We start from the raw sequence: 26,463 nt of genomic DNA, 5'->3' as shown, positions 1-26,463 counted from the left end.
GACCCCGGCGGGTCACTGCGGCGGCCGCCGGCACCCGCGGGCGCGGCGCAGCCCGCCGAGGAGCAGAAGCAGGACCAGTGCCCCGAGGGCGACCGGCGCCAGGCGCTTGAGCAGCGGGCCGCGGGCCAGCGCGACCAGGTCCAGCGGCTCGGCCTCGGGCGGGGTGGCGGGCGCGGCGGGCGCGGCGGGCGCCTGCCGGGGAGCCGGTCCGGCGGGCGTCACGGTCGCCGCCGCCACGGTCGGCTGCGGCGCCGTGGGCTGCTCGGGCCGGGTGGGCTGCTCGGGCTCCGGGGGCTGCTCGCGGCCTGCGGCCAGGTGTTCCTCCAGGCAGTCGACGAACTGCCCGATCAGCTTCTTGCTGATGTCGGTCATGACGCCCGCGCCGAACTGGGCGACCTTCCCGGAGACGCTGAGCCGGGTCTCCACGGTCACCCGGGTGCCGTCGCCGTCCGGGGCGAGGCGTGCGGTGATGTGCGCGTCGGCGTTGCCCTGGCCGTGGGTGTCGCGGCCGGCGGCCTTGAGCCGTACGGTGTGCGTCGCCTCGTCCTGCTCCTCGAACGTGGCGGTGCCGCGGTACTGGACGGTCACCGCGCCCACCCGGACCTTGACGGCGCCGTGGAAGCGGTCGCCGTCGACCTCGGTGAGCACGGCTCCCGGCATGCAGGGGGCCAGCCGTTCGACGTCGGTGAACAGGTCCCAGGCGGGTCCGATCGGAAGACTGACCCGGAACTCGTTGGTGAACTCCATGCGGACGGGCCTCCTAGCCGGTAGCGCCCCCTCCCGTCCAACGGTGGCCCGGCGCACCCCGATTCCCGCTCCCCCGCGCCGCGCTCAGGTCCACAGACTCACCCGTACGGTCGGCCGGTAGTGGCCGGCCGGCACCCCGGCGGCCCGGGCCAGCAGGCTGCGGACGGCGGCGGGCGTGGTGACGAAGCGGCACAGCGCGGCGGCCGTCGGGGTCCGCCGGTCGCCGTGCAGGGCGCTGGCCCGCAGCACGGCGTCGACCGGTGTGCCGGGGACGGCGACCACGGTGAGCACCCGGCGGCGCAGTTCGTCGCGGACCAGGTGGGCGGGGGCGAGGGCCAGTCCGTCCCCGGCGACGGCAGCGCCGAGGGCGGCGCCGGCGCTGGGGAAGACGGCGGCGGCGCGCTCGCCGACGCCGTGCCGGGTCAGGAACGCGCCGCCGGGGGTGGCCGGGTCGAGGCCGCCCGGGCCGAGCAGCCAGTGCTGTCCGGCGAGCCGGCCGACCGGCAGGTGCAGCCGGCCGCCGGCCAGGTGGTCGATTCCGGCGCCGAGGTGGTGCGGGGCGGCGACCACGACGAGGGGGACGCGCAGGAAGGGGATGTGTTCGAAGGTGTCCGGGCGCAGCGCGGTCCCGCCGGTGCCGTCGGGGTCGGCGTCGGCGAGGCCGATCGCGATGTCGGCGCGCCGGTCCAGCAGCAGTTCGACGAGTGCGCCGGCGGGCACCGCGAGGGTGGTGGTCTCGACGTCCCGGTACTGGCGGACGAAGGCCTCCAGCAGGGGCGGGACGATCTGCTCGGCGATCGTCTCGGTGGCGGCCAGCCGCAGGTGGGAGCCCTCGGTGCCGGCCTCGCGGACCTTGCGGCGGGTCTCCTCGGCGAGGCCGACGATCTCCGCGGCGCCGGCCGCCAGCCGCCGCCCGCCGGGGGTCAGGGCGATGCCGCCGGCGGCCCGGACGAAGAGCTGGTCGCCGAGTTCGCGGCGCAGCGCGGCGACCGAGCCCGAGACGGCGGGTTCGCTGACCCGCAGCGAGATCGCCGCGGCCTTGACGGAGCCGAGCCGGGCCACCGCCAGGAACGCCTTCAGCTGGGTGAGGGTCATCGCCGCCTCCCGCGGGCCCGGCGCCGGGGCCCTTCGGCGCCGGTCGGGGTCGGTCGGTGCCCGGCTCCCTCCGGTTCAGCCACGGGGGGCTCTTAACCATTCCCCTAAGTCGGCGTTGACCGGTCCGTCCGGCGGGCCGACAGTGTGGTTGTGCGGCGATGAAGGCCCGTCCCGGCGTCCGTTCGGCGCCTCGCGTGAGCAGTGCGGAGCGTGAGCGCGACGGATGCCACCCGTCCGCGGCCGTCGCCCGAGACGCTGTTGGAGGCCACCGTGCAGGTTCCCGCGTCATTCGAGTACCGGCGGGCGTCGAGCGTGGAGGACGCGCTGGCGCAGCTGGAGCGGTTCGGCGAGGAGGCCAGGGTGATCGCCGGCGGGCACAGTCTGCTGCCGATGATGAAGCTGCGGCTGGCCCGTCCGGGGCTGCTGGTCGACATCAACGACCTGCACGAGCTGGACTACGTGCGGCTGGAGGGCGACGAGCTGTGCGTCGGGGCGCTCACCCGCCACCGCGAGCTGCTGGAGTCCGAGCTGGTCGGCCGGCTGTTCCCGATCTTCCACGACGCCGAGCGGGTGATCGCGGACCCGCCGGTGCGCAACCGGGGCACCATCGGCGGCTCGCTCTGCCAGGCCGACCCGGCGGAAGACCTGTCGGCGGTGTGCGCGGCCGTCCGTGCGGTGGCGGTGGTGCTCGGTGGCGGGGGCCGGCGCCGGGTGCCGATGGCGGAGTTCTACCGGGGTCCGTACGAGACGGATGTGGGGACCGGCGAGATGCTGGTGGAGATCCGGGTGCCGGTCGTACCGGGTGCCGGCAGCGCGTACGAGAAGGTCGAGCGCAAGACCGGGGACTGGGCGATCGCCGCCGCGGGCGCCGCGCTGTCGGTGGTGGACGGGCGGATCGCCTCGCCGGGGATCGGGCTGGCCGCGGTCGGCGTCTCGCCGGTCGGGTACCGGCGGGCGGAGGAGGCGCTGGCCGGGCGGGAGCCGTCGGCGGAGGTGTTCGCCGAGGCGGGCCGGATCGCCGCCGAGGACTGCGATCCGGTGACCGACACCCGTGGAACCGCGGCCTACAAGCGCCACCTGGCCGGGGAACTCACCGAACGCGCCCTGCGCCGGGCCGCCGAGCGGGCCGGCCGGCCCGTCGCGGCGGCCTGACCGGGCCGGAAGGGCTGGACGACGATGCAGGTGACCATCAACGTCAACGGCGAGGACCGCACCGCGGAGGTGGAGGCCCGGCATCTGCTGGTCCGCTTCCTGCGTGACGACCTCGGGCTGACCGGCACCCACTGGGGCTGCGACACCAGCAACTGCGGCACCTGTGTGGTGCTGCTCGACGGCGAGCCGGTCAAGAGCTGCACGGTGCTGGCCGTGATGGCGGACGGGCACCGGGTGCGCACGGTGGAGGGGCTGGAGGGGGCGGACGGCCTCGACCCGGTCCAGCAGGGCTTCATCGAGCAGCACGGGCTGCAGTGCGGTTTCTGCACCCCGGGCATGATGCTCACCGCCCGGGCGCTGCTGGACCGCAACCCGGACCCCACCGACCAGGAGATCCGCGAGGCGATCTCGGGCCAGCTGTGCCGGTGCACCGGTTATCTGAACATCGTCCGCGCCGTCCAGTGGGCCGCGCGGCACCCGCTGGAGGCCTCGGCCGCCCCGAGCGCGGGGAGCACGTCATGACCACCGTCGAGGAGACCGGGGTCGACCAGGAGTCCGGGTCGGCGCCGGAGCAGGAGCGCCCGATCGGGTACGGGCGGTTGAAGCGCAAGGAGGACCCGCGGTTCGTCCGGGGCAAGGGGCACTACGTGGACGACGTGCAGTTGCCCGGCATGCTGCACGGCGCCGTGCTTCGCAGTCCGCTGGCGCACGCCCGGATCCTGTCGATCGACACCTCGGCGGCCGAGTCGCACCCCAAGGTCCGGGCCGTGATCACGGGTGCCACGCTGGCCGGTCTGGGCCTGGCCTGGATGCCGACGCTGTCGATGGACACCCAGGCGGTGCTGGCCACCGACAAGGTCCGGTTCCAGGGCCAGGAGGTGGCGTTCGTGGTGGCCGATGACCACTACGCGGCCAGGGACGCGATCGAGCTGATCGACGTCGAGTACGAGCCGCTGCCGCCGGTGATCGACGCGCGCCGGGCGCTGGACGCCGACGCCCCGCTGATCCGGGACGACCAGGAGGGCCGGACCGACAACCACATCTTCGACTGGGAGTCCGGTGACCGGGCCGCCACCGACACGGTGTTCGACCGCGCCGAGGTGGTCGTCGCCCAGGACATGCTGTACCCGCGGGTGCACCCGGCGCCGCTGGAGACCTGCGGCTGCGTGGCCGACATGGAGCCGGTGGACGGCAAGCTCACCCTCTGGTCCACCACCCAGGCCCCGCACGCGCACCGCACCCTGTACGCGATGGTGGCGGGCCTGCCGGAGCACAAGATCCGGGTGGTCGCGCCCGACATCGGCGGCGGCTTCGGCAACAAGGTCGGCATCTACCCGGGCTACGTCTGCGCGATCGTGGGCTCCATCCTCACCAAGAAGCCGGTGAAGTGGGTGGAGGACCGCTCCGAGAACCTGATGAGCACCTCCTTCGCCCGGGACTACCACATGCACGGCGAGATCGCCGCGACCCGCGCGGGCCGGATCCTCGCGGTACGGGTCAAGGTGCTCGCCGACCACGGCGCGTTCAACTCGACCGCCCAGCCGACCAAGTACCCGGCCGGGTTCTTCCACGTCTTCACCGGCTCGTACGACATCGAGGCCGCGCACTGCGCGGTCACCGGCGTCTACACCAACAAGGCGCCCGGCGGCGTCGCCTACGCCTGCTCGTTCCGGGTCACCGAGGCGGTGTACCTGATCGAACGGATGGTGGACTGCCTCGCCGACGAACTCGGCGCGGACCCGGCCGAGTTGCGGATGCAGAACCTGCTGCGGCCCGAGCAGTTCCCGTACCCCAGCAAGACCGGGTGGGAGTACGACTCGGGCAACTACCGGGTCACCCTGGCCAAGGCGCTGGAGCTGGCCGACTACCCGGCGCTGCGCCGGGAGCAGGCCGAGCGGCGCGAGCGCGGCGAACTCATGGGCATCGGGCTGTCGTTCTTCACCGAGACGGTCGGCGCCGGGCCCCGCAAGCACATGGACATCCTGGGCCTCGGCATGGCCGACGGCTGCGAGCTGCGGGTGCACCCGACCGGCAAGGCCGTGGTGCGGATCAGCGTGCAGAGCCAGGGGCAGGGCCACGAGACCACGTTCGCCCAGATCGTCGCCGAGGAGCTCGGCATCCCGCCCGAGGACATCGACGTCGTCCACGGCGACACCGACCAGACGCCGTTCGGCCTCGGCACCTACGGCAGCCGCTCGACGCCGGTCTCCGGCGCCGCCGCGGCGGTGGTCGCGCGCAAGGTCCGCGACAAGGCGCGGATCATCGCCGGCGCCATGCTGGAGGTGTCCGCCGACGACCTGGAGTGGGAGAAGGGCCGCTGGTTCGTCAAGGGCGACCCGACGGCCGGCCGGACCATCCAGGAGATCGCGCTCGCCGCGCACGGGTCGCTGGAGCTGCCCGAGGGGGTGGAGGGCCACCTGGAGGCCACCACGGTCTACAACCCGCCCAACCTCACCTTCCCGTACGGCGCCTACCTGTGCGTGGTGGACGTCGACCCGGGCACCGGCGCGGTGAAGGTGCGCCGCTTCGTCGCGGTCGACGACTGCGGCACCCGGATCAACCCGATGATCATCGAAGGCCAGGTGCACGGCGGCCTCGCCGACGGCGTCGGCATGGCGCTGAGCGAGATCATCAGCTTCGACGAGGACGGCAACTGCCTGTCCGGCTCCTTCATGGACTACCTGGTGCCCACCGCGCTGGAGGTCCCCGCCTGGGAGCTCGGCCATACCGTCACCCCCTCCCCGCACCACCCGATCGGGGCCAAGGGCGTCGGTGAGTCCGCGACCGTCGGCTCACCGCCCGCCGTCGTCAACGCCGTGATGGACGCGATCGGGGTCCGGCACGCCGACATGCCGCTCACCCCCGGGCGGGTCTGGCTGGCGATGCACGGAGGTGTGGAGGCGCCGCAGTGAGTGCCGACACGGCCCTGGAACGGCGGATGGCCGACCTGAGCGCCCGGCAGGTGCCCTTCGTCAGGGCCACCGTGGTCCGCGCCCTGCACCCGACCAGCGCCCACCCCGGGGACACCGCGCTGGTCCTGGCGGACGGCCGGATCGAGGGCTTCGTCGGCGGGGTCTGCGCCGAGGCGACGGTACGCCTGCAGGCCCTGCGGGTGCTGCACAGCGGCGAATCGGTGCTGCTGCGGATCTCCCCCGACGCCCCCGCGGCCCCGCAGGAGCCCGGCCCCGGGCACTTGGCCGGCACCGCGCCGGACGGGACCGTCCTGGTGGCCAACCCCTGCCTGTCCGGCGGCGAGCTGGAGATCTTCCTGGAACCGCTGCGACCGGTCCCCGTGGTGCTGGTCCTCGGCGAGACCCCGATCGGGCGCAGCCTGGTCGCGCTGGGCGGCGGGCTCGGCTACGACGTCCGCGCGGTCGCCGGCACCGCCGCGGACCCGGACCCCGCAGGCGTGGACACCGAGGAGCTCGCCGGGGCCTCGGCCGTGGTGGTCGCCTCGCACGGACGCCAGGAGGAGGACCTGCTGACCCGCGCCGTACGGGCCGGGGTGCCGTACGTCGCGCTGGTCGCCAGCCACCGGCGCGGGGCGGCGGTCCTGGCGGGCCTGGACCTGGACGACGCCCAGCGCAGCCGGATCCACACGCCGGCGGGGCTGTGGCTCGGCGCCCGCACCCCCGGCGAGATCGCGGTGTCGATCCTCGCCGAACTGGTCGCCTCCCGGCACGCCGTGCTGGTGCACAGCGAGGACGTCGCCGCAGCGGCGGACCCGCCGCCCGCCGCGGAGCCGCGCACCGCGGTCGACCCGGTGTGCGGGATGACCGTCGCGGTCCTCGAGGACACGCCGTCCTCGGACGTCCGCGGCCACCGGCACTGGTTCTGCTCGGCCGGCTGCCGGGACCGGTTCGAGGCCGACGGCGCCGTCCCCGCGGAGCAGCCGTGACCGCGCCCGCCACCGGACCCGCGGGCGGGTCCGGCGCGGCGGCGCGCACCCTGGTCGCCCGCGCCGCACCCGACCCGCAGGCGCTGCGCGCGGCCCTGGACGGACTCGGGTACCTCACCGACACCGGCCTGACCACCGCCCTCTACCTGGCCCTGCGCCTGCCGCAGCCGCTGCTGCTGGAGGGCGAGCCCGGCGTCGGCAAGACCGAGGCCGCCCGCGCCCTGGCCGGTGTCCTCGGCGGCCCGCTGATCCGGCTGCAGTGCTACGACGGACTGGACGCGGCCGAGGCCCTGTACGAGTGGAACTACCCCCGCCAGCTGCTCAGCATCCGGCTCGCCGAGAGCCGCGGCACCGCGCTCGCCGAGGCCGACCTGTTCACCGACGCGTTCCTGCTGCGCCGCCCGGTGCTCGCCGCCCTCACCCACCCGGGCCCGGCCCCCGCGGTGCTGCTGATCGACGAGATCGACCGCGCCGACGACGACTTCGAGGCCTTCCTGCTGGAGGTGCTGGCGGAGGCCAGCGTCACCATCCCCGAACTGGGCACCGTCCGGGCCGCCGTCGAGCCGGTCGTCGTCCTCACCTCCAACCGGACCCGCGACCTGCACGACGCGCTGAAACGCCGCTGCCTCTACCACTGGATCGACTACCCCGACACCGAACGGGTGGTGGAGATCGTACGGCGCCGGGTCCCCGGCACCAGCGCCTCGCTCGCGTCCGAGGTCGCGGCGGCGGTACGGCGGCTGCGCAGCCTGGGGATCCAGAAGCCCCCCGGCATCGCCGAGAGCATCGACTGGGTGTCCGCACTCACCCTGCTCGGCGTGGAGCGGCTCGACGCCGACGCCGCGGACCGCACCCTCGGGGTGCTGGTGAAGTACCGCGAGGACCACGACCTGGTCCGCGAACGCGGCCTCGGCTGGCTGGCGGGTACCCCCGATGGCTGAGCCCGGCACCCCGCCGCCGGACCTCGACTGGCCCTCGCTGGCCGCCCGCTTCGGCGCGGCGCTGCACACGGCGGGCGTGCCGGCCGCGCCGGACCGCTCGGCCCGCTTCCTGGACGCCCTGCGGCTGCTGCCGCCCGTCGACCGGCCGGCCCTGTACTGGGCGGCCCGGCTGGCGTTCGTCACCGCGCACGAGCAACTCGACCCGTTCGACCGGGTGTTCACCGCGGTGTTCGGCGGCCGGACCGACCCGGCGGAGTCCCGCGGCTCCCCCGGCAACCCGCCGCTGCCCGGGCTCGCCCCGAAGCCCGGCCCGCCCGACCCGGCCGCGGCCACCTCCCCCGCGCCACCGCGGCGGCAGCCCGCACCGCTGCCCAGCGGCGGGCTCCACGTCGACCCGGCCGACCGGCCGGGCCCGCGGCCCGGCGACACCGGGGTGCAGCGCCTGGTCGGCAGCAGCGCGGAACTCCTCACCCAACGGGACTTCGGCACCTTCGGCCCCGGCGAACTGGGGGAACTGGACCGCCTGCTGGACCACCTGGTGCTCCGGGTCCCGCTGCGCCGCACCCGCCGCCGCCGCGCCGACCCCAACGGCCGCCGCATCGACCTGCGCCGGAGTCTGCGGCGCAGCCTGCGCAACGGTGGTGAGACGGTACGGCTGGCGCGCTCGCGCGGCCGGCTGCGCCGCCGCCCGCTGGTGCTGCTGTGCGACATCTCGGGCTCCATGGAGCCGTACACCCGCGCCTACCTGCGGATCTTCTCCCGGCTGTGCTCGCGCGCGGGGGCGCCGGTGCCCGCCGAGATCTTCGTGTTCGCCACCCGGCTGACCAGGCTGACGCCCGTGCTGCGGCACACCGGCCCGGACGCGGCGCTGCGCCGGGCCGGCCGGACCGCGCCCGACTGGTCCGGGGGCACCCTGATCGGCCGTGCGCTCGGCGAGTTCACCGACCGCTTCGGGCGCCGCGGGATGGCCCGCGGGGCGGTGGTGGTGATCTTCTCCGACGGCTGGGAGGGCGAGGACCCGGCGGCGGTGGGCCGGGAGACGGCCCGGCTCGGGCGGCTCGCCCACCGCGTGGTGTGGGTCAACCCCCGCAAGGCCGCGCCCGGTTACCTGCCGCTCGCCGCCGGGATCGCGGCGGCGCTGCCGCACTGCGACGCCTTCGTGAGCGGGCACAGCCTGGCGGCGCTCCCGGAGGTCTTCGACGCCATCGCCGGGGTGGCTCCCACCCGGACGGTCCGCGGGCGCCCCTGACCGCGGGCGCCGGTTCCCCGCCGGGGACGGGCATCGGGTGGTACCGCGCATGCACGGTTCGCGTCGGATCGGCGCACGGCTCCCCGGACTCCGGCCGAATGCCGGGGAGCATCGGGCACCCGGCGGACATTGTGGGCGGGCCCTACCGGGTGGCCGGCGCGGCTCGTCGTCGGGGCGGAACGGCTCCGGGGCGGCTCGGGGCGATGTCCGGGAGGGAGCCGGGCGGTGGGTGGGCGCCACCGCCCGGCCGGTGCGCGGGGGTTCAGCGGGTCCGCTCCCGCCCGCGCCGTTCGGCCGCCCCGGCGGCCGGTGGGCCCGCGGCCGCTTCCGGGGGACCGCCGCGGGCGGGCGTCAGAGCGGCAGGAAGCGGACCGACCTGAGCAGCAGCCGGTCGCTGGCCGAGCCACCGGGCGGGAGCAGGTAGGCGGGGCCCGTGCAGCCGGGGAACAGGTGCACCATCGCGACGTCGTCGGTCAGGTTCTGCGGGGCGAAGGCCGGCTCGCCGCGGCCGGCGGCGTCCTCGGGCACGTCGGTGCAGGAACCGTCGGCCGGGCCGGTGAGTTCCCCGGCGGTCCGTACCCCGAGCTCGTTGACGTAGGTGTACCGGAAGACGCCCCGGGCGGCGACGGCCTGGCCGGGGACGGACCACAGAAGGGCGAGGGCGGCCGCGGCGACGGCTGCGGTGGTGCGGATACGCATGGCGGGGAGAGCTCGCTTTCCCGTCGGTTGGTACTGGGACGGGATCACCCTAGAAGGGGGCCGAACGGGCGAAACGGTTCTCCCGACCGGGTCGCGCGTGTCGAACGGCGGTCCTGCCGAGCCACCCTGACGCCCGGTCGGCACGGTGCGGGCGCCGGGGCCTTTCCGACACCTCGCGTGGGGTCAGCGCGCGTCGGTGGGCGCGCGGCCGGGTGCGGCGGCCAAGCGCCCGCGTACTGCGACGCACCTCGGCGATTCACCGGTACGTCCAGGTAGGCCCACCTCCCGGCCGGAGGCCGGGGAGCGTCGCGCCCCCGGCGGGAATCGCCGGACAGGCCCTACCCGCACCCCCGCGCCGGTCAGCAGAACTCGTCGAGCAGTTGGTAGAAGGCGATCCGCCGGGTGTCCACCCCGCCGGGCGGGTCGTAGCGGGCCAGGAAGCGGTCGGCGAGCCCGGGGGCGTACTGGGCGTTGACCGGGGCGGCGAGGCTGCGGGCGGCCAGCGCGAGGTCGGCGTACCGGTCGGCGCGGCCGAGCCGGCCGAGGTCGATCAGGCCGGTGACCCGCAGGGTGTCGGGGTCGAGCAGGACGTTGGGCAGGCAGAGGTCGCCGTGGCAGACCACCACGTCCTCCACCGCCGGTACGGTGGCGGCCAGTTCGGCCAGCAGCCGGTCGGCGCTCCAGCCGGTGCGCCGTTCGTCCAGGTCGTCGAGGTCGACCAGCCCGGCCGCGGCGGCGTGCCGGGCGTCCGGCAGCGTGACGGCGAGCGTCCGGTCGAAGGGGCAGGCGGCGGCGGGGAGTGCGTGCAGCGCGCGGGCCAGGTCGGCGAGCGCGTCGACGACGGCGGGCAGCTGCCCGGCCGGCCAGGGGTCGGCGGCGGAGCGCCCGGGGACGGCCCGGGTGAGCAGCCAGCCGCCGGCCGGGCCGGTGTCCCGGTCCAGGATCTCGGCGGCCGGGATGCCCTGGGCGGCGAGCCAGGCGGTCCGCTCGGCCTCCGCCGCGAGGTCGAAGCCGGAGTCCGGGTGCACGGGCGGCCCGGCGATCTTGAGGTAGCCGGCCTCGCCGTGCCGTTCCAGCCGGTACACGGCGGCGCCGGAGCAGCCGACGGTGACCGGTGTCCAGGTGTGGCCGGCGAAGCGGCGGCGCAGCCCGGCGGGCACCTGCGGCGCCACGGTCAGCCTCCGGCCGGGCGGGCCATGGCGAACTCCATTCCACGGCCGGGCTGTTCGTCGTCGACCGGCTGGACCTGGCCGGTGCGGTGGAAGCCGTGCCGGGCGTAGAGCCGCTCGGCGGGCGCGTTGCCTTCGGCGACCCAGAGCCGGACCGCGGGGCGGCCGAGCTCCTCGGCCCGCTCGATCGCGGCCCGCACCAGCCGGTCGCCGACGCCGAGACCGCGGGCCTGCGGGTGCACCCACATCGAGACCAGCTCCGTCTCCCCCTCCCCCGCGGTGACCAGCCCGACCAGTCCGCGCGGCTCGCCGTCCAGTTCGGCGACGACGGTGTTGCGGGCGGCCAGCCGCTCGCGCCAGCGCTCCTCGGTGAACTCGGCCTCGCGGGCGTGGGTGGAGCCGAAGGCTTCGGGCGCCTGGGCGAGCGCGGCCAGCCGGACGTCGCGGTAGCGGGTCCACTCGTCGGCGGCGAGGCGGCGGACCGCCGGGGCCGGAGCAGGGGCCGCCGGGGGCGTCGCGGAGGATGGCGGGGTGGCGGAGGGTGTCGGGGTGGTCATGTCCGGGACGATGCCACCGGGCCGCGCGGGTGCGCAATCGGATTGCGGCCCGGGCGGGCCGTCCAGCAGCGACCACAGGCGCGCCTCGTCCTGCTCGCTCAGTCCGAAGGCCGCCGCGAACAGGCGCAGCGTCCCGGCCGACAGCAGGCGTCCGCCGAGGGCGCGGGAGACCCGGTCGCGCAGGGTGCGGGGCAGCATCTCGCTCTCCTCCCCTTCGCCGTTGGCCCACAGCCACTGGGCCAGCACCCGGGTGACGGCGGCCTGGTTGACCGGCGCGGGGGTGGCCCGGGCGACCTGGCGCACCCAGCGCGTGCGGTACGGGCCGGGGCGGGCGAGCAGGTCGGCGAGGTGGAGTCCGGCGGCGGTGGGCACGGTGACGCTCCTCCCTGGGGTCGAGGACACGGGGCGGCGGGCACGGGTCGGCGGGCCGGCGGGTGCCGCACGGGAGTGCGACACAGGTGCGACACAGGGCCGGTACGCTCGCGAGGCCCGTTCATTGGTCCAGACCATAGCGGAGCCGCCGGCCCCGGCGCCACGAACCGTCAGTACGCTGACCACGCAACGGAGTTGGGGCGGCACGGCAGATGTCCGCCCAGCCGCACCTGGAGCCCGCCATCACCCCCACCGCGCACCCCGCCGCGTCCGCCCCGACCGTCCCCGAACTGCTGGACGCCCGGGCCGCCGAGCACCCGGACCGGGTCGCCCTGCAGGTCCTCGGCGGCGGCGCCGTCACCTACCGGGAGTGGCGCGAGGACGCCCTGCGGGCCGCCGCCGAACTGGCCGCGGCGGGGGTCGTCCCCGGGAGCCGGGTCGCGCTGCGCTTCGGCAACCACGAGTGGGAGCGGTACGCCGTCGCCTTCCTCGCCGTCCAGTACGCGGGCGGCGTCCCGGTGCCCGTCCGGGAGGACCTGGGCGAGCCCGACGCGGCCCGGCTGGCCCGGCTCGCGGAGGCGGGCCACACCCTGCGCAGCCCCGCCGCGCCCGCCCTGCCCGGTGTGGCCGACCTGGTGCTGGACGCCCTGCTGGCCCGGCACCCGCGGGTGCCGGACGGCCCGCCGCACCAGGTCCGGCCCGAGGACCCGGCGCAGGTGATCGGCACCTCCGGGACCACCGGCGAACCCAAGGGCGTCCTCGCCGCGCACGGCAACCTCACCGCCGGGCTGTCCCTGCGCCCGCGCCCGCGCCCGTACGCGCACTCCCGGCACGCACTGCACGCCTTCCCGATCGGCACCAACGCCGGACAGGTGATGCTGCTCGGCGCCCTCACCGGCGCCCCGGCCGTGCTCAGCCTGCCGCGCTTCGACGCCGAGGAGTTCGGCGCGGCGGTGGAGAAGTTCCGGGTCGGCACGGTGTTCCTGGTCCCCTCGATGGCGGTGGAACTGCTCAACTCCGGTGCCGCGCGGCGGCACGACCTGTCCAGCGTGGTGCTGGTCAGCTCCTCGGCCGCCGCCCTGCCCACGCCGGTCGCCGCCGCGCTGGCCGCCGCCCTGCCGGGCGCGCTGCTGGTCAACACGTACACCTCCGCCGAGGCCGCACCCGCCCAGCTCTCGGCCGTCTTCGATGCCGCCCGGCCCGGCTCGGTGGGCCGCCCGGCCGACCCGGGGGACCTGCGGGTGCTGGACGCCGCCGGGGAGCCGGTGCCGGCCGGCGAGGTGGGCGAGGTGTGGCTGCGCCAGCCCGGCCCGCCGCGCAGCTACCTGGGCGCCCCGGCGGGCGGGCCGGCCGTGTTCCGCGACGGCTGGGTGCGGATGGGCGACCTCGGACGCCTGGACGCCGACGGCCACCTGTACCTGGTCGACCGGGAGAGCGACGTCATCAAGTCCGGTGCGCTGAAGGTCTCCACGCTGCGGATCGAGGAGGTGCTGCACGAACACCCGCAGGTCGCCGACGCGGCGGCGCTCGGCCTGCCGCACCCGGTGATGGGCGCCGTCCCGGTGGCGGTCGTGGTGCCCGGGCCGGACGGCCTCGACCTGGACGCCCTGCGGGTGTTCCTCGGCTCCCGGCTGGGCCGCCCCGAGCTGCCGGTGCGGATCGTCACCACCGACCGGCTGCCCAGGAACCCCACCGGGAAGGTGGTCAAGCACCGGCTGCGGCCGCTGTTCGACCGGGAGCCGGCCGGGCCGGCCACTGCCCCGGCCTCGCCGGCCGAGCTCCGGCTGGCCGCGATCTGGCGGCGGCTGCTGGGCCGCCCGGTCACCGATGTGGCGGCCGAGTTCTTCGCGCTCGGCGGCGACTCGTTCCGGGCGGTGCAGCTGGCCGCGGCGATCACCGAGGAGTTCGGGGTGGCGGCCGGTACCGCGCTGGTCTTCGAACGGCCCTCGCTGCGCGCCCAGGCCGCCTGGCTCGACGCACCGGGACGGCCGGCGGCCCCGGCCGGCGGCGACGCGCCCGCGGCGGGCACCGTCACGCCGTACCTGGCCGCGCTGCGGGCCCAGCCGCACGCCGTCGCGCTCAGCTCGCAGCAGGAGAACTTCTTCCGCTGGATGGCCGAGGCACCGGGCCGGGACGCGGGCGCCGTGTGCGCGCTGTTCCACGTCACCGACCGGCTGGAGCCGGAGGTGCTCGGCCGGGCGCTCACCGAGGCGGTCCGGCGGCACCCGGCGCTGCGCACCCGCTTCGAACCCGTCGACGGGCTGCCCGGCGTCGTCCGGGCGGTCCTCGACGAGCGGCCGAACGCCCGGATCACCCTGCTGGAGGCGCCCGGTGCGAGCGACGCCGAGACCGACGCCCTGCTGATCGCCGAACGCGACCGGCTGACCGACCTGGCGCGCGACCCGATGGCCCGCCTGCTGGTGGTCAGCCGCGGCCCCGAGGAGCACGTGGTGCTGCTGGCCGTGCACCACATGGTCGGTGACGGGTGGTCGGTCGGCGTGCTGCTGTCCGACCTCGGGGTGCTGTACTCGGCGCTGCGGCGCGGGCGCAGCGCACCTCCGGTGCGGCCCGGCCCGGACTACCGGGAGCTGGTCGAGTGGTCGAACGCGCACTGGCCCGCGTCCCGGGAGCACTTCGCCGCGGCGCTGGCCGGCGCCCCGGCGGCGGTCGAGCCGTTCACCGGCCGCCGGACGATCGACCAGGTCCTCACCCGGGGGCACGAGTTCACCCTCGGCGCCGAGCGGTCGGCCGCGCTGCGCACGCGGGCGGCAGAGCTGGGCGGCACCCCGTTCCTCGCCGTCACCGCGGCCTGGGCCGGGCTGCTCGCGGCCCGCAGCGGCCGGGACGACCTGGTGGTGATGACCCCGGTGCCGGGCCGGCCCCGGCCGGAGGCCGAACGGGTGGTCGGCTGCTTCGTGCAGTCACTGCTGCTGCGGGTGGACACCTCGGGCCGCCCCGGCTTCGCCGAACTGCTGGACCGGCTGCGGGCCACCGCGACCGCCGCACTCGACCACCAGCTGTACCCGTTCGCCGAGTTCAGCCCGGCGGCGCCGTTCGCCGCCTGGCTGCGGTACGAGGCCTGGGCGGCGCCCGCCCAGCTGCCCGGCCTGAAGTGCGGCCCGTGGGAGCTGCCGCGCGGCAGCACCGTGCCGTGGCCGCTGCCCGGCGGCGACCTCGGCGTCCCCGAGCTGACGGTGGTCGAGCAGCCGGACGGCAGCCTGCGGTGCTGGCTCCAGTACAACGCGCTGGCCTTCGACGAGCCGGTGATCGCCGCGCTGGCGGCCGAGTTCGTGGCGGCGCTGGAGGCCGCCTGCGGCTGAGCCCGCAGCGCCCGGCCCGCCGCCCGGTGACGGGCCGGGCGGCGGTCCGGGCGGTCAGTGCGTGTCACCCCGGAGCGCGGCGGCGATCCGCTCCGCCGCAACCGGCCATGCGTGCAGACGCAGCGCCTCGGCCAGGGCCTCCCCGGTTTCGCGCACCCGCGGACCGGGCGGCAGGCCCGCGGCGAGCAGGCGGCGCGACCCCTCGTCGCTACGGGCGACCGCCTCGGCGGTGTCCCCGACGATCAGCAGCAGCCTGGCCAGCAGCCACAGCGCCTCGGCGTGGACGAGGGCGTCGCCCGGCCGGTCCGACCGTTCGAGCCGGTCGCACAGGTCCTCGGCCGGGCGCAGCTGAGCGGTGGCCTGGTCGAGGAGCCGGTCGAGGTGCTCGTTCAGCGAGGGCGCACCGATGATGTGCCGGCTCAGGTAGGACGTGGCCTCGGCCACCGCCCACGGGATGTCGGGCTGGCCAAGCGGGATCCTCCGCTGCGTGCCGCCGCCGCCGGACGGCCTCCAGAACACCAGCTCCCGCCTGCCCCCCGAGGCCAGCACGAGGCCCCTGAAGGCCCTGGCCTCACCGTGCCGTTCCGACGACGTTCCGGTGACGATCGGCAGCGCGATCGAGGCCGGCTTCAGCGAATGGCGCGGTCCGGCCAGTCCGTCGACCAGCAGGTGGAAGTCACCGGAGTGGGCCCGCAGCGGCGCCCGCAGGGCCTCCATCCGGACGGTCAGGTCATCAGCCAGACCAGTACCGCCAAGGCCAGCAGCACCGCCCCCACCAGCGCCGCCAGCACCCCCGGTGCCAGGGTGTCCCGGACCGGGCCCGGGCCCTCGGCTTTTCCCAGGCGCTCAACTCCCCTCAGCCGGCCCTCGTGCAGCAGGACGGCGACGTCCTCCCGCAGTTCGGCGGCCGCCCGCCGGGCGCCGTCGGCGCTGTCCAGCAGATGGGTGGTGAACGCGTACCCGCTCGCCGCGCCGTCGACCAGCTGCCGGGTGCGGGCCCGGAACGCCCGCACCGCGGTGTCGTCGCCGGCCGCGCCCGCCCAGGATCCGGCGACGCCCCCGTCCTCGGGCGCCGGCTCGCCGCTCCCCGCCACGCCCTCGCGCAGCGCGTCCAGGATCCGCAGCGCGACGTCCTGCGACGCCCCGGACAGCAGGGCGTCGACCAGCTCGGCGTCGAAGGCTGCGTCGACGGCCCGGCCCAGCCCGGTCCTGGCGTCCTCCTCCAGTCCGCACCGCACCAGCCACCGGGCGAGCGCGGGGTCGTCCTGGACGTCGTCCACCACCACCGTGTGGCGGATCGCCGTACCGACCACGTCGGTCCGGCCCGACGGGATGCCGCTGAGCATGACGGCCGTGCGGCCGGCCGTGCGGCGGACCACGAGTTCGGCGTCCTCGGCGAGCTGCCAGGGTGCGACGGCCTCCCACCACGGCTGCGGCGGGGCGTCACCGAGGAAGGCGTAGTCGAGGCGCCGCGGGGTGCCGCGGGTCATCAGGTAGGCGCGGGCTCGGCCGCTCACCATTCCTCCACTCGTTGGTCCGCGGGTTCCTTCGCGATGCGTTCCAGGACGGCCTTCAGCTGCTGCTGGCGCTGTGCGGTGGCGACGATGGTCTGCCGGCTGTCCAGCCGGGTGTTGCGGTTGGCGAGCGCCTCGCCGGAGACGTAGTAGTCCACGGCGCCCCAGAAGCCCTTGGGTTCGACCTTGCGTTCCAGGGCCTGCTGGTAGACCGCGACCGCCGCCGCGGCGCGTCGTCGCTCCTCCACGTCCTGTCCGGCCACCACGCACCGGCACAGCTCCTGCATCACGGTCCCGGCGGCCTTGGGCCGGACCACCGGCGGGATCTCCCGGAACCGGTAGTGTCCACGGAAGTCCAGCGCGGGGTCGCCGTAGACGTCCACGGTCTGGATCCACTCGCCCTCGATCAGGTCCACGCAGCCGTAGGTGTCGATCGGCGCGTAGACCACGCGGATGGCGCGGTTCTTCGCCTCGGCGTTGACCACGGCGACGGTCTCCCGGTACTTCTCCCGCACCAGCTCGCGCAGCCGGGCCGACTCCCGGCCCTTGCCGCCGTTGTCGTCGAAGTACTTCTCGCACTTCAGCGGGGCCAGGACCAGGACGGCCGGCTCCTCGCGGTGTTCGGGCTGGTTGCGTGCCTGGGCCCACTTACGGGCCATCGCCTGGACGTCCTCGAAGCCCAGCAGGTCGACCGCGGCCCGTCGCTGGGCGGGCGTGACCGCCTCCATCAGGACCGCCGCCTCCACCGGGACCAGCAGCATCAGGCTCTCGGTGATGTGCGCCTCGCATGCGGCCCAGCTCTCCTTGGCCGCCGCGCTCTGCGGGCGGGTGTCGGGGTCGAGCCAGCCGCCCGGGTAGTCGAGGATGCTGAACGGGATCTGCACGGAGCTGTCCCCGACCGCCTGCAGGCTCACGTCGTACAGCGCCATCGACTGCGTTCCGCCGAGCGAGCTCGCCTCGAACTCCCGCCCCTCGACGGCCCGTCGGAGGTTCCGGCGGTTGCGGCGGACCCGCAGTTCGGTCTCCTCCCCCATGGCCAGGCTGATGCCGCTGCCCGCCAGCATGGTCTCCGTCTCGGCGAGGATGGCGGTGATCAGGGTCGTCTTTCCGACCCTCGACGGCCCCACCATCGACGCCTTGAACGACAGCGTCAACGTGTCCTCCTCTCGGTCTCAGGGCGCTGCACCCGCGCGTCGCCGGTCATCCGGCGCAGTTCGGCGACCAGGTGCCGGAGCCGGTGCACCCGGGCCGACACGGACTGCGGCCCGGTCCGGTCACCGGGCCAGAGCCGGTCCTGGAAACCGGCCACCAGCCGGCGGAACTCCGCCTCGGAGGACTCGGCCCGCACGAAGGCGTCCTCGAACTGCTCGCCGTAGGCGAAGAGCACCTGGGCGGTGGTCCCGGGCTCCTGGGCGAGCACCCCCTGCGCGTCGTACGCGGCCTGCCGGGCCAGCTGGGTGATCCGCTCCAGCAGCAGTCCGGCGCCCTCGTCCGTGCGGGGCACCGACAGCAGGGTCGCGGGTCCGCTGTCGTGCGCGGGATCGTCCGGCTCCGGGAGCAGGACCTCCAGCGCGCGGCGGACCCGGGGCAGCGCGCGGGTGCGGTAGTCCAGCCGGACGTCCAGGGCGAAACCCAGGGTCTCGGCGAGTTCCGGGCACGGCTCGGGGGCGTCCCGCAGGACGGCCGCCAGGTCGGACAGCACGTGCTGCGCGGGGCCGGCGGTGTCCTCGACGAGCAGGGTGAGCCGGGGCCCGAGGGCGGCCGCGAGGCCGGCCCAGTACTCGTCGCGGCGCCGGCTCAGCAGGCTGTCGACGGCGGAGAACCGGCGGGCCATCTCCACCCGGATGCGGTTGAGTTCGGCCGATGCGAACGGCAGCGACGCCCGGTCGACCCGGAACCGGTTGAGCGCGCGCTGCCGCCAGGCGTCCGCGCCCTGGCCGAAGCCGTCGAGCACCCAGGCGCGCACCTCCTGGTGGACCTCGGTGATCCGCTCGTAGAACTCGGTGTCCTCGAAGTCGTCGGCCGCCCGGCCCTTGAGGGTGTCGACCCAGCCCTGTACCGAGGCCGCGACCTCGGCCCGCAGCTCCTCCGCCCGGGCGATCGACTGCTCGGTGGAGGTCGGCACGGCGGCGGCCCGCAGCCGCTGCGCCCAGGCGGCGGCCTGCTCGGCGATCCGCTCCCGGTGCTCCTCGCAGACCCGCACCGCGTCCTCGATGGCCGCCCGGTCCATCCGCGGCAGGGCGAGCGCCAGGTGTTCCAGCACGGGCCGCAGCACCTGGTCGCGGACGGCGTCGCGGTCGGCGCCGTCGGCGGCCACCACCCAGTAACCGCGCCCGCCGGACGCGTTGTTGAGCCGCTTGTCGAGGTCGTCCTGCAGCGCGGCGATGTTCTCGGGCAGGCAGCCGCCCGTGTTGACCAGGACCAGCGCGAAGTCCCGGACGTCGGCCGTCGTGCAGACGCTGCCGATCAGCTGCAGCGCGCGGGCGTCCTCCTGGGCCCACATGGAGTTGGTGTCGGTGGGCCGCTTCACCACGATCACGAAGTCGATGTCGTTGCGCAGCCCGTCGAGGTGGTGCTCCTCCGCGCGGGGCACCAGCTCCCCGAGGCCCGGCATGTCGACCAGCCCGAGCGCCGTCAGGTCCTCCAGCGGGAAGGCGCAGGTGATGGCGGCGTCCCGGACGGCGAGGTACGGGCGGGCCGCCTGCGCGGACGGCTCCGGGTAGGCCACCCACTGCCGGATGTCGGTGAGGTCGACGGTCCTGGTCTCGCCGGTCAGGTACGGCCGGTAGCTCTCGACGGCCTCCTGGGCCTCCTGGAGCCGGGCCAGCACCGGGGCCAGCCGCGGCTTGTCCTGCGGGCCGAGCCCGTCGGCGACGTGCCCGTAGCCGTGCCGGGCGAACTCCTCCACGCTCTGCGGGGCCCGGCCGAGCCCGAGTTCGGCGTGGTAGGGCGCGATCACCTCGGCCAGGAAGGAGGCCGCGGTGTGCATCCGCAGGCGGGCGCCCCGGTCGGTGGCGGAGTGGTAGATGCGGCTGCGGACCGCGGTGACCGGCTGGCCCCGGCCGCTGGGGATCTGCCGGTCGTCCAGTCCGGACAGGGCCTGCAGCACCGTGCTCTTGCCGTTGCGGGCCCGGCCGCTGACCCCGATGTTGACGGTGCCGCGGTTCACCCGGGCGCGGACGGTGGCCAGTACCCCGAGGCAGTCCTCGACGGCGGCGGCCATCTCCGCCGTGTCAGGCGCTCCGAGGACCGGCTGCGCCGGGTCGGGCTCGCCGGCGAGGTCCGGGGCCGCGGCCTCGCCCAGCGTGGCGACCAGCTGCCCGATCCGGGTCCAGCGGTCGATCTCCTCCTCGACCACGGGCCGGTACTCGCCCCGCCTCCGGAGCACCTCGTCGAGTTGTTCCCTGATGCTGCTCACAGCGAGATGTCCCCTGTGCTCATCCGAGTGGGTTGGTGGTCGCCGCGTCCCGCGGGCGTCCCGGGTCCCGGCGCGGCCACCACCCCGGACCCCCCGGTGCTCGGCCCCGCCGGATCCTCACGCTAGCAAAGCCGACCATGCTCCGATCGGCACTTGGTAGATCTCTCAACTCCCGTTGCACAAGGGAGATATGACGGGTCTTCGACAACCGAGGCACACGGTCCCTGGCGGCGCGCGCAAGGTGCCGTCAGGGACCGTCGTGCCGGTAGGCGGTCGGGAACCGGGCGGCGCGGTTCCAGGACCGGCACAGCCCCTCCGCCAGTACCCGCTCCGCGTCGGCGTCCGCGGGCAGCGGAAGGTGCAGCGCCCGCAGCAGGTCGAAGCGGTGGAGGTCGAAGGCGGTCTGCACGGCGGCGCGGTAGACCGGCACCGAGTGCACCGCGCTGCGGTACGCGAGTGCGCCCAGGGCGGCCGGGAGCAGGGTGAGCAGCACCCACCAGCCGGCCGGCACCAGCAGCGGCAGGCCCGCGCACGCCGCCACCAGCCCGACGCCCGCCAGGGTGACGGCCTGGTCGAGCGCGTCGCGGGCGTCGTCGGCCAACAGCCGCGCCCGGTCCGGCAGGACGGGGTACAGCCGGGGCCAGGCCGCCGCCGCGTCCCAGCCGTACCCCGCCCCGGCGGCGCCGTACAGGGCCGCGAGGGCGTTGCCGAGCGCCGTCGGCCGTACGTCCGGGTCCTGCCGCGGGTACGCCAGGTCGAGTTGCCGGGCCGCCCGGTACGCCGAGTGCAGGAGCGCCGCCCGCTCCGCCGCGGGCCGGCTCGCCAGATCCGCCGGGAGCGCCGACCTCCGCTCCAACCTTGCCCTGGCCCGCCGGTGACGGGTCAGCCGCCGTCCCCGGAAGGGCATCGGCCAGGACCCCTGCCACAGCCGGTGCAGGGCGGGCAGCGAGGACTGGGTCAGGAAAGCGGCGACCAGCACGACCAGGAGCAGCAGGGCGATCTCCGCACCGCCCAGCCCGGTGGCCTTCGCCCAGGCGCGGGAGAAGGACACGCCTCCCTGCGGGGCGCCGGCCCACACCAGGCACAGCAGATAGAGCGCCCCGGCGCACACCGGCACCAGGGTGACCAGCAGGAAGCGGCGGGAGAACACGGACAGGGCCGGTCCGGCCAGGTCGGAGAGGTTCACCGCAGGATGCCCCGCTCCGTCATGGTGTCCCCGTGGACCGGACAGCGCGGAGCGTCGCCGTACACCGTGACCAGCCCCTCGGCGCACCCGGAGACCGGGCACGCGTACGTGACGCCGACGGCCTGCCCGATCGGCTCGTCGGTGATCGCGGCGACCAGCCGCAGCCCCTCGCCGCCCGCCATCGGCACCGTCATGCCGTAGTTGTCGCGCAGGTGGGCCCGGCCGGTGACCACCTCGCCCGGCTCGCCCGCGACCCTGATCACGATCCACGGGCGCAGCTGCGGGTCCTGCGCGACGGCCTGTTCGAGCAGGTCACAGCCCTCCTCGAAGGAGCTGCCTGCGGGCAGTTCCAGGACCAGGGCGTCCGCCGGGGGCGGGGTCGGCGCGGCAGGGTCTGCCAGGTCGTCGAACGCGTTCATGGTGGCCTCCGGTGGCGGTTCAGACTCCGACGTGGACATAGGGGGCCCAGGCCCAGAGCCTGGCCCTGGGCGCCGCGGGCGGTGAGCGGCGGGCCAGCACGGCCCGGTGCAGGTGGCGGGCGGTGTCCGCCGGGTCGAACGGCGGCGGGCCGGCCGCTGCGGGGTGGCCGCCGGACGCCGGCGCGTACACCTCGCCCGCGACGGCGGTGGTCTCGGCGGCGTCGACGGGCCACAGGGTGGCGACGGCCTGCCGCCAGCCCGCGAAGGTCATCGCGGCGGCGATGCTGATCAGCTCGTCCGGGGTGCGCGCGTCGACGGTGGCGGTCCGGCACGCCGTCAGCGAGACCAGCACGCCGTCCGTGCGCTCGGCCGCGAGGACGGCGATCGGCACCACCCCGTCCTCCAGCACCAGGCCGCTGCGCTGCGGACGGGCCGGGTCGTGGTGGCCGTGGCACATCACGTGCAGCACCGTGTGGTCCGGCAGCGCCGACAGGACCCGCCGGGAGTCCGCGCGGCCGTCGGCAAGGACGGTGGCGTCCGGGAAACGGTCCGTGATCAGCCGGTGCTGGATGTCGGCGCCCGGCAGCGCGGCCGTCCCCGGCACCCGGTCGGCCAGCACGCCCAGCACCCTGGGCGGCCCGGTGACGTCCGGCCGGGTGGCCGCGGCGGCGAGCGCGGCCACGGTCGGGGTGTAGGACGGGACCACCCGGTCGACCAGGCTCGTGCCCGGCGGCGCGTGGTACCCCGCAGCGTGCAGCGGCAGCAGCGACAGCAGACCGGTGGGGCACCACCACAGCCTCGGGAGGTGCCCGGCACCGTCCGGCGCCGCCACCGCGAGGACGTCCAGTACGGGGACCGCGACCCGGTCCCAGAGCCACTCGGCCAGCTCGGCCAGGACGCGGTTGAACGGGCCGGTGACACCGACACCGGGCGCGCCCGCCCGCTCGGCGGCCCGCTCCTCGAACCGCCGGACGGCCGCCTGGTGGACCTCCGCCCGTGCCTCGACCTCGGCGGCCGTCAGGCCCGCCAGCGGCACCACGCGGACTCCCGTGCGCTCGACCAGGAGGGCGTCACACCGGTGCCGGGAGACGTTGACCACCACGACCGGGCCGGGGACGCCCGCGCACAGGTCGGCCGCGGCGGGGCCCGCCAGGAACCCCGGGACCAGGGCCCGCGCCTCGGCCACCGCCTCCTCCCACCGGCGGGCCGCGTCCTGGAACCGGTCGGCGCCCGGGTCCAGCAGCCGCAGCCCGCGTCCGGCCCGGCGTTCGTCGGCCACCGGCCCGGCGGCCGGGTGGGCCGCCAGGGAGCCGGCCCGCAGCACGGAGGCGGCCCGGCGGAGCCGGTCGGCCAGCGCCGGGTCGACGGCGTCCACCGCGTCCAGGTCGCCGCGCAGGTCGAGGAGTTGACGCCACAGCACCGCCCTGGCGCTCTCCAGCAGCTCCAGCGCCCCGGCGGGATCGCCGTCCGCGAGGGCGGCGGCAGCCGCATCGGGCCCCAGCGCGGACCACCGCCGCAGCAGTCCCCGGACGCCGGCCACGTCCAGGCCGACGGCCGCACAGCGGCGCAGCAGGTCGACGGCGAGCCGGTAGTCGCGGTGCGCCCTGCCGGTGTCGCCGAGCCCGGCGGCGAACCGCGCGCCGGCTTCGGCGGCGACCAGTCGGCTCGGCAGCGGGGCCGGGTCGGCATCGGCGACCTCGGCGAGGTGGGCCAGGGCCCGGTCCGCGTGCTGCCACCCGGACGCGTCGGCGGGGGCGGTCGTTCCGCCGCCGTCCTCGCCGTCGTCCTCGGCCCTGGTTACGGCTGCGGCTGCGGCTGCGGCTGCGGCACCTGCGGCTGCGGCACCTGCGGCTGCGGCTGCGGCACTTGCGGCCGCGGCGTCGGCCCGGTGGAGGCCCAGTTCGGCCTCGGCCGCGAGCAGCAGCAGCTCGTACCGGTGACTCCGAGCCGGGCGGCCGTCCCGGAGGGCGCCGGCGGCCAGGCCGAGGGCCCGGTCGAGGTCACCGCGGGAGTGTTCCGGGGCGGCGTCGGCGCGGGCGAGCAGTGCGCGGACGAGTTCCCGCAGCGCGAAGGAGTCCGGCCGGGCGTCGGGCGGGGTGAGGGCGTGGGCCTCGGTGGCGGTCTCCACCGCCTCGGTGAGCCCGTCCAGGGCCGACTGCCGCAGGGCGGCGGGGTCCGGCGAGGTGGCCGCCCCATCCGTGCCGCCGGAACCGCCGGCGGGGCCCGCCTCGGCCTGCCGCGCGGCGGCCGTCGGCGGCCCCGGCGGGGTCGCAGGGTCCGCGTCGATCGCGGTGAGGACCGCGTCCGCCCGGTCGCGTAACGCCGCGGCCAGACCGGCCAGCAGGGCCGGACGGGCGGTGGGGTCGTCGAACGCGGGGTCGTCGACCGTGGTGCGGCAGGCAGCCCGGGCGGCGTCCACGGCGTCGGCGTGGAGGTCGGGCTCGTCGAGCACCCGGGCCGCGAGCCGCAGCGCGACCTGGAGGCTGTGGAACCGGCCCGGCCGAAGCCGCGAGTCCTCGGGGGTCAGGCGCACGATCTCCCGGTGCAGCGCGATCAGATCCTGCGCGTCCTGCTCGGAGGGAACGGTCTGCAGGCGGTCCGCCAGCAGTGTCCCGAGGTTGTGCCGGCGCAGCGCCTGGTCCTCCCCGCCGCCCAGGGCCACGGCGCGCCGGGCCTGGTCCACGGCGTCGGCGAAGTCCCGGTCGCCTGCGCCCGGCCCCCGCAGCCGGGCGCGTTCGGCGAGTGCGGCGGCGAGGCGGGAACCGCACTCGGCGGCGGCCGGGTGGTCGGGCGGGACGGCGCGGACGGCGAGTGCGGCGGTCAGCACGGCACCCTGGAGCTGGTCGGTGTCCCCCGTCTCCTGGTAGGTCGTCAGCTGGGCCGAGGACAGTACGCAGAGCCTGCCGAAGTCGTCCGGGGAGGACGGGGCCAGCTCGACCGCGGCGGCGGCGCAGGCCAGCGCCTCAGCGAGGTCGTCGCGGTCCGGCCGTCCGTCCACCGTCCGGCGCACCAGCAGCGCTTCGGCGAGGTTGCCGAGAGCGCCCGCGCGGTCGGCGGCGGCCGGGGCCGGGGCGCCGCGGTCCGGACCCGCGCAGGCCCGCAGGTCGGTGACGGCCGCGTCGAGGTCCTGCCTGCCGCCGTAGCGGTCGAAGCGGTCGAGCCGGGCCAGGCCCCGGCAGGAGAGCGCGAAGGCGTGCAGGCCGTCGACGGCCTGCCCGGCCCGGGTGTCCGCCACGGCCTGCTCGGCGTGGGCGACCGCCGCGTCGAAGTCCTCCCGGCGGTCGTGCAGTTGGGCGCGCCGGCCGAGCAGGTGGGCCAGATCGATGCGCAGTGCCGGTTCGGGCGAGGCTGCTGGTGCTGCCGGGGCGGCGGGCCGGCCGTCGGAGAGTGCGACCGCCCGGGTCTGCTCCCGGATGGCCTTGTCCAGGTCGGCGGGGTCGCGGCGGGGGTTTCCGTTCAGGAAGCGGTGCAGGAGCAGCTGCGCGAGCAGAGCGCGGGCCTGGCAGCTCCGCCCGTCCTCCGGCAGGAACGTGACGGCTTCCCAGAGCGTCCGGAGGGCGCGCTCCAGGAAGCCGGCCTCCGTCGGGTCCAGCGGGCTGTACTCGGCGGCTCCCTGCATCGGCACACCGGCCAGGGCGGACAATGCGACCCCGAGCGCGACGTTGGCGGCCGCCCGTTCCTCGGATCGCGAGGGCAGGGCCTGGACCCCGGCGTACAGGATGTCGGCCGCGGCCGACCAGGCGGCCTGCGGGTCGTCGCCGCCGCGGTCCGCCGGGCGGGGCCCGGCCGTGAGGTCCGCCTCCAGCAGACGCTCCATCAACAGCTCGCCCAGGACGACGGCCGACTGCGGGTCGACGCCGCCGTACGCGGGCGATCCCCGGCGGTAGCGGTCGACGGCGTCCACGGCGGCCGGGAGGTCGGCCGGTCGGCCGTGATCCAGCAGCGCGCCCGCGAGCGCGGCCCACGGCCGGTGGTCCTCGGGCAGCGGACCGTGCCCGGAGATCACGTCCTCCGCTCCCGCCGGTACCAGCTCGGGCCGGCCCCTGCGCAGGACCTCGACGAGGGTCCGCGCGGTCCGCTGGTGACCGAGCCGGTCACGGGAGTACCGGCCGGCCTCGCAGCGGCACAGCGCCAACCACAGGGCGAGCCACAGTTCCTCCGGCTCCCCGGTCACACCGCCGCGCCCGTCGGCCAGCCGGCCCTCGCGCACCATCGCGGCGACCTCGGCGTCGGCGTCCGGGCCGAGGCCGCTGACGTCCCGGTGGCGGAGGTAGGCGACGATACGGCGGGCCACCGCCGCCTTGAACGCGGGATTCACGGCAGGGTTCCTCCGGGTTCGACGGCCAGGGGCCCCGGGGGTCTGCAGCGAACCCCTTGACCCACAATTTACCGACGAGCCGCCTCGCCTGACGCAGCGTCACCAATTTGAGACCCACCCAGGGGCGCATAGACCTGCGCAAAGCGGAAGGCACAACGCCGTACCTCCCGACGCACGTTCAGGCCCCGCATCCCCACCCAGCGCTCACGGCACCCCCAGGGGCGCGGGGAACTGCGCGAAACGGAAGGCACCACGCCGCACCATCCGACACCACAACCTCAACGCACCACCCACCCAGGGGCGCGGGGAACTGCGCGAAACGGGAGGCACAACGCCGCACCTTCCGATTCGCGCATCTCCATCAGGTCGACGCCGTCGTCCTGCCGGGCGGATTCAGCTACGGCGACTA

The 26,463-nt window shown here is 76.1% G+C and carries 19 protein-coding genes; 7 read left to right on the top strand and 12 right to left on the bottom strand.

The window, feature by feature from the left end; genetic code table 11:
* Positions 1–12: 12 nt before the first annotated feature.
* Entirely contained in the window at positions 13–747 is a 735-nt protein-coding gene (locus AB0D08_RS09765; protein WP_359887377.1) for an SRPBCC family protein, read from the bottom strand.
* 84 nt (positions 748–831) lie between these two features.
* Positions 832–1,842 carry a LysR family transcriptional regulator gene (locus AB0D08_RS09760; protein WP_033825252.1) on the bottom strand — a complete coding sequence of 337 codons (1,011 nt, stop codon included), beginning with the start codon at positions 1,840–1,842 and terminating at the stop codon, positions 832–834.
* 210 nt (positions 1,843–2,052) lie between these two features.
* Between AB0D08_RS09760 and AB0D08_RS09755 the strand changes: the two genes are divergently transcribed.
* The 6 genes from AB0D08_RS09755 to AB0D08_RS09730 are packed head-to-tail and all read left to right on the top strand — an operon-like array spanning position 2,053 to position 9,082.
* Positions 2,053–2,994 (top strand): xanthine dehydrogenase family protein subunit M, encoded by a 942-nt coding sequence (locus AB0D08_RS09755; RefSeq protein WP_359887374.1) that lies wholly within the window; start codon positions 2,053–2,055, stop codon positions 2,992–2,994.
* 24 nt (positions 2,995–3,018) lie between these two features.
* Positions 3,019–3,516 (top strand): (2Fe-2S)-binding protein, encoded by a 498-nt coding sequence (locus tag AB0D08_RS09750; protein WP_033825253.1) that lies wholly within the window; start codon positions 3,019–3,021, stop codon positions 3,514–3,516.
* The gene (locus AB0D08_RS09745; RefSeq protein WP_359887371.1) at positions 3,513–5,906 is read left to right on the top strand and encodes an aerobic carbon-monoxide dehydrogenase large subunit; all 2,394 of its coding nucleotides are present in this window, start codon (positions 3,513–3,515) and stop codon (positions 5,904–5,906) included. Before AB0D08_RS09750 ends, AB0D08_RS09745 begins: the two co-directional genes overlap by 4 nt.
* Positions 5,903–6,892, top strand: a complete 990-nt coding sequence (locus AB0D08_RS09740; protein ID WP_359887369.1) for an XdhC family protein — start codon at positions 5,903–5,905, stop codon at positions 6,890–6,892. The genes AB0D08_RS09745 and AB0D08_RS09740 overlap by 4 nt, the downstream gene beginning before the upstream one ends.
* A gap of 50 nt (positions 6,893–6,942) precedes the next feature.
* Positions 6,943–7,833 carry a MoxR family ATPase gene (locus AB0D08_RS09735; RefSeq protein WP_359887499.1) on the top strand — a complete coding sequence of 297 codons (891 nt, stop codon included), beginning with the start codon at positions 6,943–6,945 and terminating at the stop codon, positions 7,831–7,833.
* Entirely contained in the window at positions 7,826–9,082 is a 1,257-nt protein-coding gene (locus AB0D08_RS09730) for a VWA domain-containing protein (RefSeq protein ID WP_359887367.1), read from the top strand. Before AB0D08_RS09735 ends, AB0D08_RS09730 begins: the two co-directional genes overlap by 8 nt.
* Positions 9,083–9,433: 351 nt before the next feature.
* Here the strand turns inward: AB0D08_RS09730 and AB0D08_RS09725 are convergent, their stop codons facing one another.
* From AB0D08_RS09725 to AB0D08_RS09715, 3 genes are all read right to left on the bottom strand, one after another.
* A complete protein-coding gene (locus AB0D08_RS09725; RefSeq protein WP_359887365.1) occupies positions 9,434–9,781 on the bottom strand; it encodes a hypothetical protein in 348 nt (115 codons plus the stop codon).
* A gap of 359 nt (positions 9,782–10,140) precedes the next feature.
* On the bottom strand, positions 10,141–10,941 hold the full coding sequence (locus AB0D08_RS09720) for an APH(3') family aminoglycoside O-phosphotransferase (RefSeq protein ID WP_033825274.1): 801 nt from the start codon (positions 10,939–10,941) through the stop codon (positions 10,141–10,143).
* A 14-nt stretch (positions 10,942–10,955) separates the two neighbouring features.
* Positions 10,956–11,879: a GNAT family N-acetyltransferase gene (locus AB0D08_RS09715; protein WP_359887363.1), complete on the bottom strand. Its 924-nt coding sequence runs from the start codon at positions 11,877–11,879 to the stop codon at positions 10,956–10,958.
* A gap of 212 nt (positions 11,880–12,091) precedes the next feature.
* Here AB0D08_RS09715 and AB0D08_RS09710 point away from each other — a divergent pair, with 212 nt between their 5' ends.
* On the top strand, positions 12,092–15,199 hold the full coding sequence (locus tag AB0D08_RS09710; RefSeq protein WP_359887360.1) for an AMP-binding protein: 3,108 nt from the start codon (positions 12,092–12,094) through the stop codon (positions 15,197–15,199).
* A 54-nt stretch (positions 15,200–15,253) separates the two neighbouring features.
* Here the strand turns inward: AB0D08_RS09710 and AB0D08_RS09705 are convergent, their stop codons facing one another.
* The 7 genes from AB0D08_RS09705 to AB0D08_RS09675 all read right to left on the bottom strand — a co-directional run bounded on the left by AB0D08_RS09705 (position 15,254) and on the right by AB0D08_RS09675 (position 26,054).
* Positions 15,254–15,916 carry a hypothetical protein gene (locus AB0D08_RS09705; protein ID WP_359887358.1) on the bottom strand — a complete coding sequence of 221 codons (663 nt, stop codon included), beginning with the start codon at positions 15,914–15,916 and terminating at the stop codon, positions 15,254–15,256.
* Positions 15,917–15,924: 8 nt separating this feature from the next.
* On the bottom strand, positions 15,925–16,719 hold the full coding sequence (locus AB0D08_RS09700) for a hypothetical protein (protein ID WP_359887355.1): 795 nt from the start codon (positions 16,717–16,719) through the stop codon (positions 15,925–15,927).
* Entirely contained in the window at positions 16,713–17,867 is a 1,155-nt protein-coding gene (locus tag AB0D08_RS09695; protein WP_359887353.1) for a hypothetical protein, read from the bottom strand. The genes AB0D08_RS09700 and AB0D08_RS09695 overlap by 7 nt, the downstream gene beginning before the upstream one ends.
* Positions 17,864–20,131 (bottom strand): hypothetical protein, encoded by a 2,268-nt coding sequence (locus AB0D08_RS09690; RefSeq protein WP_359887350.1) that lies wholly within the window; start codon positions 20,129–20,131, stop codon positions 17,864–17,866. Before AB0D08_RS09690 ends, AB0D08_RS09695 begins: the two co-directional genes overlap by 4 nt.
* A gap of 247 nt (positions 20,132–20,378) precedes the next feature.
* Positions 20,379–21,317, bottom strand: coding sequence for a hypothetical protein (locus AB0D08_RS09685; protein WP_359887347.1), 939 nt, complete (start codon positions 21,315–21,317; stop codon positions 20,379–20,381).
* Complete coding sequence (locus tag AB0D08_RS09680; RefSeq protein WP_359887344.1) at positions 21,314–21,736, bottom strand: hypothetical protein; 423 nt, start codon at positions 21,734–21,736, stop codon at positions 21,314–21,316. Before AB0D08_RS09680 ends, AB0D08_RS09685 begins: the two co-directional genes overlap by 4 nt.
* 19 nt (positions 21,737–21,755) lie before the next feature.
* Entirely contained in the window at positions 21,756–26,054 is a 4,299-nt protein-coding gene (locus AB0D08_RS09675; protein ID WP_359887341.1) for a CHAT domain-containing protein, read from the bottom strand.
* Positions 26,055–26,463 lie beyond the last annotated feature (409 nt).

This window comes from Kitasatospora sp. NPDC048540 (genome assembly GCF_040651175.1).
GTDB lineage: Bacteria > Actinomycetota > Actinomycetes > Streptomycetales > Streptomycetaceae > Kitasatospora.
Note: the sequence above shows the minus strand (reverse complement) of the source record. Positions and strands in the feature narration are given on the sequence as shown.